The sequence below is a fragment of the Streptomyces sp. NPDC043870 genome, assembly GCF_056435785.1.
Genome location: NZ_JBWKDT010000001.1, coordinates 295,011 through 307,837, shown reverse-complemented (window position 1 = coordinate 307,837; position 12,827 = coordinate 295,011). Strand labels below are relative to the sequence as shown.

8 protein-coding genes are annotated in these 12,827 nt (G+C 69.3%); 6 read left to right on the top strand and 2 right to left on the bottom strand.

Features of this window, described 5'->3' with window-relative positions:
* The first annotated feature begins 230 nt into the window (after nt 1-230).
* From metH to AC0699_RS01415, 4 genes are all read left to right on the top strand, one after another.
* Nucleotides 231-3,797 carry a methionine synthase gene (metH, locus tag AC0699_RS01430; protein ID WP_478654228.1) on the top strand — a complete coding sequence of 1,189 codons (3,567 nt, stop codon included), beginning with the start codon at nt 231-233 and terminating at the stop codon, nt 3,795-3,797.
* A gap of 243 nt (nt 3,798-4,040) precedes the next feature.
* Nucleotides 4,041-4,742, top strand: a complete 702-nt coding sequence (locus AC0699_RS01425) for an HAD family hydrolase (protein ID WP_478654225.1) — start codon at nt 4,041-4,043, stop codon at nt 4,740-4,742.
* Nucleotides 4,743-5,224: 482 nt separating this feature from the next.
* Complete coding sequence (locus tag AC0699_RS01420) at nt 5,225-6,826, top strand: ABC transporter substrate-binding protein (RefSeq protein WP_478654223.1); 1,602 nt, start codon at nt 5,225-5,227, stop codon at nt 6,824-6,826.
* A gap of 59 nt (nt 6,827-6,885) precedes the next feature.
* Nucleotides 6,886-8,475, top strand: a complete 1,590-nt coding sequence (locus AC0699_RS01415; protein ID WP_478654220.1) for an ABC transporter substrate-binding protein — start codon at nt 6,886-6,888, stop codon at nt 8,473-8,475.
* A gap of 135 nt (nt 8,476-8,610) precedes the next feature.
* On the opposite strand, the gene AC0699_RS01410 is transcribed toward AC0699_RS01415, so the two are convergent.
* Both AC0699_RS01410 and AC0699_RS01405 read right to left on the bottom strand, forming a co-directional pair.
* Nucleotides 8,611-9,282 carry a response regulator gene (locus AC0699_RS01410; RefSeq protein WP_453667334.1) on the bottom strand — a complete coding sequence of 224 codons (672 nt, stop codon included), beginning with the start codon at nt 9,280-9,282 and terminating at the stop codon, nt 8,611-8,613.
* Between the two features lie 162 nt (nt 9,283-9,444).
* Nucleotides 9,445-10,257, bottom strand: a complete 813-nt coding sequence (locus AC0699_RS01405) for a RecB family exonuclease (protein WP_453667343.1) — start codon at nt 10,255-10,257, stop codon at nt 9,445-9,447.
* Nucleotides 10,258-10,537: 280 nt separating this feature from the next.
* Between AC0699_RS01405 and AC0699_RS01400 the strand changes: the two genes are divergently transcribed.
* Both AC0699_RS01400 and AC0699_RS01395 read left to right on the top strand, forming a co-directional pair.
* The gene (locus AC0699_RS01400; protein ID WP_478654218.1) at nt 10,538-11,785 is read left to right on the top strand and encodes a site-2 protease family protein; all 1,248 of its coding nucleotides are present in this window, start codon (nt 10,538-10,540) and stop codon (nt 11,783-11,785) included.
* Between the two features lie 143 nt (nt 11,786-11,928).
* Nucleotides 11,929-12,816: a tRNA (adenine-N1)-methyltransferase gene (locus AC0699_RS01395; RefSeq protein WP_478654215.1), complete on the top strand. Its 888-nt coding sequence runs from the start codon at nt 11,929-11,931 to the stop codon at nt 12,814-12,816.
* Nucleotides 12,817-12,827 lie beyond the last annotated feature (11 nt).

Below are 12,827 nucleotides of genomic sequence, written 5' to 3'. Positions count from 1 at the left end.
TTCTCCCCGACATCGTTCGACAATGCTGAACACTATCGGCCGATACCGAATCAGCGTTACTGCCGGAACAGTGTGTCAAGACGCTGCGCACCCGGTCATCACCGGGACCACACGGAGTCCACCCCCTGGACCGGGCCGCCGTGCGCGACCGTGCCCGGCTACGCTGACCGAGTGCGCCTTCCACAGGAAGCCGCAAAGCCGACAGCCGTCGCATCCCAGGGAGCACATCCATGGCCTCGTTGCCGACCCCTTCCGCCGACAGCCCGACTTCCGCAGGCAGTGCTACGTCCGCAGGCAGTGGTACGTCCACTGACGGCAGGACCCGCGCCGACGCCCTCCGCGCGGCGCTGGCCACCCGTGTGGTCGTCGCCGACGGGGCGATGGGCACGATGCTCCAGGCGCAGGACCCCACCCTCGACGACTTCCAGAACCTCGAGGGCTGCAACGAGATCCTCAATGTGACCCGCCCGGACATCGTCCGCTCGGTCCACTCCGCCTACTTCGAGGTCGGCGTCGACTGCGTCGAGACCAACACCTTCGGAGCGAACTTCGCCGCGCTGGGGGAGTACGACATCCCCGAGCGGGTGTACGAGCTGTCCGAGGCCGGCGCCCGTATCGCCCGTGAGGTCGCCGACGAGTACACCGCCTCCTCGGGACAGCAGCGCTGGGTGCTCGGCTCCATGGGCCCCGGCACCAAGCTGCCCACCCTCGGCCACGCCCCGTACACCACGCTGCGCGACGCCTACCAGCAGAACGCCGAAGGCATGATCGCGGGCGGTGCCGACGCGCTGCTCGTCGAGACCACCCAGGATCTGCTGCAGACCAAGGCCTCGATCATCGGTGCCCGCCGAGCCCTGGACGCCACCGGCACGAACCTGCCGCTGATCTGCTCGGTCACCGTCGAGACCACCGGCACCATGCTCCTCGGCTCCGAGATCGGCGCGGCCCTCACCGCCCTGGAGCCGCTCGGCATCGACATGATCGGGCTGAACTGCGCCACCGGCCCGGCCGAGATGAGCGAGCACCTGCGCTACCTCGCCCGCCATTCCCGCATCCCGCTCTCCTGCATGCCGAACGCCGGTCTGCCGGTGCTCGGGAAGGACGGGGCGCACTACCCGCTCTCCGCCACCGAGCTGGCCGACGCCCAGGAGACCTTCGTCCGCGAATACGGACTCTCCCTGGTCGGCGGCTGCTGCGGTACGACCCCGGAGCATCTGCGCGAGGTCGTCGAGCGCGTCCGTGACCTCGCCCCGACCCGGCGCGAGCCGCGACCCGAGCCGGGCGCCGCCTCGCTCTACCAGACCGTGCCGTTCCGCCAGGACACGTCGTACATGGCGATCGGCGAGCGGACGAACGCCAACGGCTCGAAGAAGTTCCGCGAGGCCATGCTGGAGGGCCGCTGGGACGACTGTGTGGAGATGGCCCGCGACCAGATCCGCGAAGGCGCCCACATGCTCGACCTCTGCGTCGACTACGTCGGCCGCGACGGCGTCGCCGACATGGAGGAGCTGGCCGGCCGTTTCGCGACCGCGTCCACGCTCCCCATCGTGCTGGACTCGACCGAGGTCGATGTCATCCGCGCCGGCCTGGAGAAGCTCGGCGGCCGTGCCGTGATCAACTCGGTCAACTACGAGGACGGCGACGGGCCGGAGTCCCGGTTCGCGAAGGTCACCCGGCTGGCGCAGGAGCACGGCGCCGCTCTCATCGCGCTCACGATCGACGAGGAGGGCCAGGCCCGCACCGTCGAGAACAAGGTCGCCATCGCCGAGCGGATCATCACGGACCTCACCACCAACTGGGGCATCCACGAGTCCGACATCCTCATCGACACGCTGACCTTCACCATCTGCACCGGTCAGGAGGAGTCCCGCAAGGACGGCATCGCCACGATCGAGGCCATCCGCGAGCTCAAGCGCCGCCATCCCGAGGTGCAGACCACCCTGGGCCTGTCCAACATCTCCTTCGGCCTCAACCCGGCCGCCCGCATTCTGCTCAACTCCGTCTTCCTCGACGAATGCGTGAAGGCGGGCCTCGACTCGGCGATCGTGCACGCGAGCAAGATCCTCCCGATCGCCCGCTTCGACGACGAGCAGGTCACCACCGCCCTGGACCTGATCTACGACCGTCGCGCCGAGGGCTACGACCCGCTCCAGAAGCTCATGGAGCTGTTCGAGGGCGTCAACACCAAGTCGCTGAAGGCCGGCAAGGCCGAGGAACTCCTCGCCCTGCCGCTGGAGGAGCGCCTTCAGCGCCGCATCATCGACGGTGAGAAGAACGGCCTGGAGGCCGACCTCGACGAGGCACTCCAGGAGCGGCCCGCGCTCGACATCGTCAACGACACCCTCCTGGAGGGCATGAAGGTCGTCGGTGAGCTGTTCGGCTCCGGCCAGATGCAGCTGCCGTTCGTCCTGCAGTCCGCCGAGGTCATGAAGTCCGCGGTGGCCTACCTGGAACCGCACATGGAGAAGTCGGACGCCGAGGGCAAGGGCACGATCGTGCTCGCCACCGTCCGCGGCGACGTCCACGACATCGGCAAGAACCTCGTGGACATCATCCTCTCCAACAACGGCTACAACGTCGTCAACCTGGGCATCAAGCAGCCCGTCTCCGCGATCCTGGAAGCCGCCGAGGAGCACAGGGCCGATGTCATCGGCATGTCCGGCCTCCTGGTGAAGTCCACCGTGATCATGAAGGAGAACCTGGAGGAGCTGAACCAGCGCAAGCTGGCGGCCGAGTACCCGGTGATCCTCGGCGGCGCGGCCCTCACCCGCGCCTACGTCGAGCAGGACCTGCACGAGATCTACGAGGGCGAGGTCCGCTACGCCCGCGACGCGTTCGAGGGCCTGCGCCTGATGGACGCCCTGATCGCGGTCAAGCGCGGCGTCCCCGGCGCCGCGCTTCCCGAGCTCAAGCAGCGCCGGGTCCGGGCCACGACGGCCGCGGTCGTCGACGAGGGCGTCACCGAAGGAGCCGTACGCTCCGACGTCGCCACCGACAACCGCGTCCCCGAGCCGCCCTTCTGGGGCACCCGGGTCGTCAAGGGCATCCCGCTCAAGGAGTACGCCTCCTGGCTCGACGAGGGCGCGCTGTTCAAGGGCCAGTGGGGCCTCAAGCAGGCCCGTACCGGCGACGGCCCCAGCTACGAGGAGCTGGTGGAGACCGAGGGCCGTCCGCGGCTGCGCGGCTGGCTGGACCAGCTGCACACCCAGAACATGCTGGAGGCGGCCGTCGTCTACGGCTACTTCCCCTGCGTGTCCAAGGGTGACGACCTGATCCTGCTCAACGACGACGGCTCCGAGCGCACCCGCTTCACCTTCCCGCGTCAGCGGCGCGGCCGCCGGCTGTGCCTGGCCGACTTCTTCCGCCCGGAGGAGTCCGGCGAGACCGATGTCGTCGGGCTGCAGGTCGTCACCGTCGGCTCGAAGATCGGCGACGCCACGGCCAAGCTCTTCGCGTCCGACTCGTACCGCGACTACCTCGAACTCCACGGACTCTCCGTCCAGCTGGCCGAGGCGCTCGCCGAGTACTGGCACGCCCGGGTCCGCGCCGAGCTCGGGTTCGCCGCCGAGGACCCGGCGGACGTCGAGGACATGTTCGCGCTGAAGTACCGGGGCGCCCGCTTCTCCCTCGGTTACGGAGCGTGCCCGGATCTGGAGGACCGAGCGAAGATCGCGGAGCTGCTCGAACCCGAGCGGATCGGCGTCAAGCTCTCCGAGGAGTTCCAGCTCCACCCCGAGCAGTCGACCGACGCGATCGTCATCCACCACCCCGAGGCGAAGTACTTCAACGCCCGATAGGGGCGCTGCCGGGGTCCGGGCAGCCGGGGTCCGGAGGTCCGGGCTGCGGGAGTCCGGGGGTTCCCCCCGGGAGGCACAGCATCGCCCGACAGGGCCCTGCAGGGACCCCTCAGGTCGCCCCCGGGTGGCGTGCCGCGCACTTCGGCGGCGAGCGTCGTACACTGGTCGGTCCAGTGCAGGCCGGTCGTCCTCCCTCCACCGGGAGGGCGGCCGGCCTTCTCTTCCCTCACGGAGGTGTGCCGGATGACCAGTACGGTCCCCGCGTCCTTGACCCGCACGGCCGGGGGCTCCGCCCTGCAGGCGGTGTTCCTCGACATGGACGGCACCCTCGTGGACACCGAGGGCTTCTGGTGGGACGCCGAGGTGGAGGTCTTCGCGGACCTCGGCCACGACCTGGACGAGGCCTGGCGCGACGTGGTGGTCGGCGGTCCGATGACCCGCAGCGCGGGCTACCTCATCGAGGCGACCGGGGCGGACATCACCCTCGCCGAACTGACCGTGCTGCTCAACGAACGCTTCGAGAACCGCATCGGCCGCGGAGTGCCGCTGATGCCGGGCGCCGAGCGGCTGCTCGCCGAGCTGGCCGCGCACAACGTACCCACCGCCCTCGTCTCCGCCTCCCACCGGCGCATCATCGACCGGGTCCTGGCCTCCCTCGGACGCGACCGCTTCGCACTCACCGTCGCGGGCGACGAGGTGGTCCGTACGAAGCCGCACCCCGACCCGTACCTCCTGGCGGCCCGGGGGCTGGGAGCCGAACCCGCCAGATGCGCCGTCATCGAGGACACCGCCACGGGTGTGGCCGCCGCCGAGGCGGCCGGCTGCCGGGTCGTCGCGGTCCCTTCCGTCGCACCGATCGCGCCCGCCGACGGCCGGATCGTCGTCGGTTCGCTCGAGGAAGTCGACCTGTCGTTTCTGCGTACATTGATCACTCGAATGAACTGACGTATTCACCGAGCGTGTATGCGAATAACGCCGGAAACTCTCGGCAGCAGCCCGTGTATTTTCCGTAACCACGCATCGGCGTGACGTTCGTCACTCATCGCCACTCGGTGCATTGCATAAATAGCCCGGTCCAGGCCGTCAGGGCCCGGTCTGGGGTGCTTCGGGCGTGCCCTTGTGTCCGGATTGGTGCGGATGTGTACGAATCATTCCGGCGCGTGAATATCGACATCCCGCCATGCCTGATCGCCAGGCGTTTACGCCTCAACTTCGGCCCGGTCCGGCGTTCATGGCGCGGCCCACTAATCTCGTCGCGAGAACTTCGCCGCAGCAACGATGCGCCTCGGAGACCACCCAAGTCGCCGCGGCAGCCGCACCGATCGCTCTGTATCCCGGCCCCATCGCACCGCCCCGAACGGGCGGTGCGGCGGAGTGTCCCGTAACACCGCTGTATCCCAGTGAGGGATTGAGGGAGAACGTCCAGGATGAACCGCAGGACTCTGGTGCTGCCGGCCGTGATCGGCCTGCTCGCCCCCGCACTCGCCGCCTGTGGCAGCACGCCCGGTGGCTCCGGCGGAGGCGACGCCATAGTCGTGGGCACCACGGACCAGTTCGTCGCGACCGGCGATGCTCCCGCACCCTTCGACCCGGCCTACGCCTACGACACCGGCGCCTGGAACGTCCTGCGTCAGACCGTACAGACACTGATGCACATCCCGCGCGGCGGCGGCCGGCCGGTGCCCGAGGCCGCGTCCCGCTGCGGATTCACGGACACCGAGAGCGAGAGCTTCCGCTGCACCCTCCGTGACGGCCTGACGTTCGCGAACGGCAAGCCCGTCACCGCCCAGGACGTGAAGTTCTCCATCGAACGCGTACTCGACATCAAGTCCGACAACGGTACGGCCGCGCTTCTCTCCAACATCGACACCATCGAGGTCAAGGGCGAGAAGGAAATCGTCTTCCACCTCAGCACGCCCGACGCCACGTTCCCGTACAAGCTCTCCACGCCCGTCGCCGGCATCCTCAGCCGCGACGCGTACGACGGGAAGAAGCTCCGCGACGGCTTCCAGATCGACGGCTCCGGCCCGTACACCATGAGGGCCCAGACCGACGGCGAGAAGCTCGTCAGGGCGGTCTTCACCAAGAACCCCGCTTACAAGGGCGATCTGAAGGTCCGCAACGACAAGGTCGAGCTGCGCTCGTACCCCGACGCCGACTCCATGGGTACGGCGCTCGAGTCCGGTGACATCGACATGATGGCCCGTGTGATGTCCCCGGAGCAGATCAAGGACCTCGCCGAGCACCCCAAGGACGACATCGAGCTCAGCGAGATGCCCGGCCTGGAGATCCGCTACCTCGGCTTCAACACCAAGGACCCGTCCGTGAAGGACAAGGCGGTCCGTCAGGCCATGGCCTCCGTCGTCGACCGTGGCCGGATCGCGAGCAATGTCTACGGTGCCACCGCCCAGCCGCTCTACTCGCTGGTCCCGTCGAGCATCACCGGCCACACCAACGCGTTCTTCAACAAGTACGGCGAGCCGGACCGCAAGAAGGCCGCCGGCATCCTGGGCGACGCCGGGATCACCACCCCGGTGAAGCTCACCCTGCACTACACCAGCGACCGCTACGGATCCGGCACGGCCAAGGAGTTCGCGGCGCTGCGTGACCAGCTCAACGCCACCGCGCTCTTCGACGTCACGGTCAAGGGCACCGAGTGGGCGCAGTTCCGGCCCGCCCAGAAGCGCGGCGAGTACGCCGTCTACGGCCTCGGCTGGTTCCCCGACTTCCCGGACCCGGACAACTTCATCGCCCCGTTCCTGGACAAGGACAACTTCCTCAACACCCCCTATGTGAGCACCGCCGCGCGCGATCAGCTCATCCCGCAGTCCCGCCGCGAGGCCGACCGCAGCGCCGCATCCGCCCCCTTCACCAAGCTGCAGGACATCGTCGCCAATGATGTGCCGGTGCTGCCGCTGTGGCAGGGCAAGCAGTACGTCGCCGCCCGGACGGACATCAACGGCGTCGAGTGGACGCTGAACTCCTCCTCCGACCTCCAGTTGTGGGAGCTCGAGCGCGGCACCGCCTGACCTTCATCACCCCGGCCGCGAAGGGCGCGGCCGGCCACGAGAGCAAGAGGCAAGGATCTGTGAAGGCACGACTCAAGAGAACGACGGCTCCGCTCGCCGCGGGTCTGTCCGCCGTCCTGCTGGCGGGCTGCGGCTCGGAGCAGGGTGACGGCTCCGACGGCGACGGCGTCCGGGTGGCCGTCGGCATTTCCGACGAGGTTCTCGCCACGGACCCCGCGGACGGCTACGACCCGGGTTCGTGGCTGCTGTTCAACAACGTCTTCCAGTCCCTGCTGAGCTTCCCCAAGGGCGGCTCGACCCCGCAGCCCGAGGCCGCGGAGAAGTGCAACTTCGACAGCAGCGGCAGCACCGTGTACCGCTGCACGCTGCGCGAGGGCCTCAAGTTCAGCAACGGCAACAGCCTGACCTCGAAGGACGTCAAGTTCTCCTTCGAGCGGGCGCTCAAGATCGGCAGTGACTCCGGACCGGGGCCGCTGCTCTCCACGATCGACAGCATCGAGACCCCCGACGAGCGGACGGTCGTCTTCCGGCTGAAGGTGCCCGACGCCACCTTCCCCAGCAAGATCGCCTCCGGTGCGGGATCCATCGTGGACCACCGCGAGTACCAGGCCGGATCCCTGCGCACCGACGGCAAGGCCGTCGGCTCCGGCCCGTACAAGCTCGACTCCTTCAGCGAGAAGGAGGCGGTCTTCTCGGTCAACCCCGAGTACAAGGGCACCGCGCAGGTGAAGAACACCGGCGTCACCCTCACCTTCTTCCGGGGCGACCAGCAGGGCCTCGGCTCCGCGCTCAAGAAGGGCGATGTCGATGTCGCCTACCGAGGACTGACCTCGCACGACATCGACGGGCTCAAGGGCTCCGTGGCGGCCGGCGAGCAGGGCATCGAGGTCGTCGAGGGCGGCAGCGCCGAGGTCCAGCATCTGGTCTTCAACATGAAGGACCCGATCGCCGGCAAGCTCGCCGTCCGCAAGGCCTTCGCCTATCTCGTGGACCGCGACGCCCTGGTCCGGGACGTCTACAAGGGCACGGCCGAGCCGCTGCACTCGATCATCCCGGCCGGAATTGCCGGCCACAACACCGCCTTCTTCGACCGCTACGGCGGCAGCCCGCAGCCCGACAAGGCCCGCAAGGCCCTGCGCTCCGCCGGCATCGACGAGAAGGTGAAGATCACTCTCTGGTCGACGCCGAGCCGCTACGGTCCCGCCACCGACCTGGAGATGCGGGCGATCGCGCAGCAGCTCAACAAGAGCGGGCTGTTCGAGGCGGACGTCAAGTCCGTCGAGTTCGAGCAGTACGAGAAGGGCATCCAGGCCGGTAAGTACGGCGTCTATGTGAAGGGCTGGGTCCCCGACTACCCGGACGCCGACAACTTCACCCAGCCGTTCTTCGGCGACGGCAACGTCCTCGGCAACGGCTACGAGAACAAGCAGATCACCGGGAAGATCATCCCGGAGACCGCGGCCGTGACGGACCGCTCGGCCACGAGCGACAAGTTCGGAAAGCTCCAGGACCTCGTCGCCGAGGATCTGCCGGTCCTCCCGCTGTGGCAGGGCAAGCAGTACGCCGTCTTCAACGGCAACATCACCGGTCTGGAGTGGACGCTCGACGCGTCGACGGTCTTCCGCTTCTGGGAGATCAAGAAGGGCTGACGAAGACCGACAGCGAAGGGCTCGGTCCGCCTGGCGGACCGAGCCCCTTGCTTAGCGAGCCTTTGTTTACCTGGGCCCTTTGCTCACCGGGCCGTTCTGCTCACCTGGGCCCCTTGCCCACGCGAGCCGCTTCGCTCACTGGGCGCCGGGGCGCACCAGGCCGCTCTCGTACGCGTACACCGCGGCCTGCACCCGGTCGCGCAGGCCCAGCTTCGTCAGCACATGGCCCACATGGGTCTTGACCGTCGTCTCACTGACGAACAGATCCGCTGCGATCTCCGCGTTGGACAGCCCGCGGGCCACCAGCTTGAGGACCTCGACCTCGCGCTCGGTGAGCGTGTGCAGCGTGTCCGGGACGGGCTCCTCGCCGGACGGCAGATGGCCCGCGTACTTGTCGAGCAGCCGGCGCGTGATGCTCGGCGCGAGCATCGCCTCGCCCCCCGCGACCACCCGGATCGCCTGCACCAGCTCAGTCGCCGGGGCGTCCTTCAGGAGAAAGCCGCTCGCCCCCGCCCGCAGCGCCTCCACGACGTACTCGTCGAGGTCGAAGGTGGTCAGCACCAGCACCTTCGCCGGACCGTCCCGCTCCGGGCCGGTGATCTGGCGGGTCGCCTCCACCCCGTCCATCCGCGGCATCCGGATGTCCATCAGCACCACATCGGGCTGCAGTGCGCGCACCTGGTCCAGAGCCTGGAGACCGTCCCCGGCCTCACCCACCACCGCGATGTCCTGCTCGGCCTCCAGAATCATCCGGAAACCGGTGCGCAGCAGTGGTTGGTCGTCGACCAGTAGGACGCGGATAGCCACGAGATCTCCTCAAGAGTGCTGGACGGGGCCCATTCTGCCCTGACCCGGCACATGGCTCGCGGGCGGCCGTTCCGCCCGGACGGCAGGGGCGCCCCCAGCCCCCGGGCGAAGCGCTGGGCGAGGGCGGGTACGGACCACCCGTCGCCCCGCAGGAGGGCTTGCCTACGCCGGGGTCCCCGTCGGCCCCACCGGCAGCGGGTACGCCGGCGGCGTGCCGCCGAACTCCGGACACACCGCCTGGTGGTCGCACCAGCCACAGAGCTTCGTCGGACGCGGCCGCCAGTCGCCCGTCTCCGTGGCCTGCATGATCGCCTCCCACAGCGCCAGCAGCTTGCGCTCCACCCGCTCCAGATCCGCCACGACCGGGTCGTACGTCAGCACCTCCCCGCTGCCCAGGTACACCAGCTGAAGCCGGCGCGGCACCACACCCTTGAGCCGCCAGATCACCAGGGCGTAGAACTTCATCTGGAACAGTGCGCCCTCGCTGTACTCAGGCCGGGGGGCCTTGCCCGTCTTGTAGTCGACGATCCGCACCTCGCCGGTCGGCGCCACATCGACCCGGTCGATCACCCCGCGCAGCCGCAGCCCAGAATCCAGCTCCGTCTCCACGAACAGCTCACGCTCAGCCGGCTCCAGACGCGTCGGATCCTCCAGCGAGAACCACCGCTCGACGAGCTGTTCGGCCTCCGACAGCCAGCGCGCCAGCCGCTCGCCCCCCGCGTCCTCGGCGAACAGTTCACCCAGCTCCGGCTTCGACTCCAGCAGCCGGTCCCACTGCCCGGGAATCAACGCCTTCGCCCGCGGCGCCGTACGCTCCACCGCCGGCACGTCGAAGAGCCGCTCCAGCACGGCGTGGACGAGCGTGCCCCGGGTGGCCGCCTCGCTCGGCTTCTCCGGGAGCTTGTCGATCACCCGGAAGCGGTACAGCAGAGGGCACTGCATGAAATCGCTCGCGCGCGAAGGCGACAGCGACATGGGCGGCCGGCTCTCCGGCACGGACGGCTGCCCTTCCGGCGGGGCCGGATGGCCGTCCGCCACCGAGGGCTGGTCGTCCAGGACGGGCGGCGGCACCGCCGAAGCGGGCACGCGGCCTTCCGCGGCGGGAGGCTGACTCGTACTCATGACTCAGACCCTACGGCCCGCCACTGACAGCGAGCGGCATACCATCGACGGCAGACCCTCTCGCACTGCATGATCGAGACAAGACCGAGCGAGCGACGCCTCGCGGCGTGACGTCTCGCAACGAAGGGAACCCGTGAAAGAGGACGAGGAGAGCGGCAGCAGCACGCAGCCGCGGTCCGGGACGGAGGCCTCGGACCCGGGAGGCGGAAAGCCGCAGCGCTCCACGGATCCGGGTGGCGGCATCCTCATGGGCCGCCCCTTCGGCGTGCCCGTGTACGTCGCTCCCAGCTGGTTCCTTGTCGCGGCCCTCATCACCTGGGTCTTCGGCGGGCAGCTCGAAAGAGCCCTGCCCGAACTCGGCGGCGCCCGCTATCTCGTCGCGCTCTTCTTCGCGGTCGCCTTCTACGCGTCCGTGCTCGTCCACGAGCTGGCCCACACGGTCGTCGCGCTCCGCTACAAGCTGCCCGTACGCCGGATCCAGCTCCAGTTCTTCGGCGGAGTGTCGGAGATCGAGAAGGAGTCCGAGACACCTGGCCGCGAATTCGTCCTCGCCTTCGTCGGCCCGCTGCTGTCCCTCGTCCTCGCCGGGGTCTTCTACCTCGGGATGTACGTCGTCGAGCCGGACACCGTCCCCCGCGTCCTGCTGGCCGGCCTGATGATCTCCAACCTCATCGTCGCCGCGTTCAACCTGCTGCCGGGACTGCCGCTGGACGGCGGCCGGATGCTGCGCGCCGTCGTCTGGAAGATCACCGGAAAGCCCATGAGCGGCACCGTGGCCGCCGCCTGGGTCGGCCGGGCGCTCGCCGTCGCCGTCCTCGTCGGCCTGCCGTTGCTCACCCACACCGGCGCGCTGGGCAACCCGACCAAGGAACTCGGCGGCATGGACACCGTCACCGACGCCCTGCTCGCCGCCATCCTCGCCGCGATCATCTGGACCGGAGCGGGCAACAGTCTGCGCATGGCGCGGCTGCGTGAGCACCTCCCCGAACTGCGCGCCCGCACCCTCACCCGGCGGGCCGTCCCCGTCGAGTCCGACACCCCGCTCTCCGAGGCCCTCCGCCGCGCCAACGAGGCGGGAGCCCGTGCCCTGGTCGTGGTCGACGGGCACGGCGACCCCACGGCCCTGGTACGCGAGAGCGCGATCGTCGGCGTCCCCGAGCACCGCCGTCCCTGGGTGGCCGTCAGCGGCCTCGCCCAGGAGCTCACCGACGGCATGAGGGTTTCCGCCGAGCTGGCCGGTGAGGCCCTCCTCGACCGGCTGCGTGCCGCCCCCGCCTCCGAGTACCTGGTGGTCGAGGAGACCGGCGAGATCTACGGCGTGCTCTCCACGGCGGACGTCGAGCGGGCCTTCGTCCAGGCCATGGCACGACCGACGAACTGAGGGGCCGTTCTCCCCCTGCCCCTCGGCGGGGGGACTCCACCGGGAGGTTCCGGCCGGCTGTGAACGGCAGCGTGCCCCTTCGGCCCGCTCGCCCGCGTGCGGGCGCGGTCGGGAGCGTGACCAAGGCCCGGTACTCTGGTCACATGTCCGAACCGACCGGTGCCGCCCGCCGTCGCGGGCCCTTCAAGGTCGGGGACCAGGTCCAGCTCACCGATCCCAAGGGACGCCACTACACGTTCACGCTCGAGGCCGGGAAGAACTTCCACACCCACAAGGGTTCCTTCCCGCACGACGAGCTGATCGGTGCTCCCGAGGGCAGTGTTGTCCGTACCACGGGAAACGTCGCCTACCTCGCGCTGCGCCCCCTGCTCCCCGACTATGTCCTGTCCATGCCCCGCGGCGCCGCCGTGGTCTACCCCAAGGACGCGGGGCAGATCCTGGCCTTCGCCGACATCTTCCCCGGCGCGCGCGTCGTCGAGGCCGGTGTCGGATCGGGCTCGCTGAGCAGCTTCCTGCTCCGCGCCATCGGCGACGAGGGCATGCTGCACTCGTACGAGCGGCGTGCGGACTTCGCGGAGATCGCCAAGGGCAACGTCGAGCGCTACTTCGGCGGACCTCACCCCGCATGGACGCTCACCGTCGGTGATCTGCAGGACAATCTGTCCGACACCGACGTCGACCGCGTCATCCTGGACATGCTCGCCCCCTGGGAGTGCCTGGAGGCCGTCTCCAAGGCGCTCGTCCCCGGCGGCATCCTCTGCTGCTACGTGGCGACCACCACTCAGCTCGCGCGGACCGTGGAGTCCATCCGCGAGTTCGGCTGCTACGCCGAGCCGCAGCCCTGGGAGTCCATGATCCGCAACTGGCACGTCGAGGGTCTGGCCGTCCGCCCGGACCATCGGATGATCGGCCACACCGGCTTCCTCGTCACCGCCCGCCGTCTCGCGGACGGCGTGGAGCCCCCGATGCGCCGCCGCCGGCCGGCCAAGGGTGCCTACGGCGAGGACTACGAGGGCCCGAACAAGGGCTGACCGCCCATCAG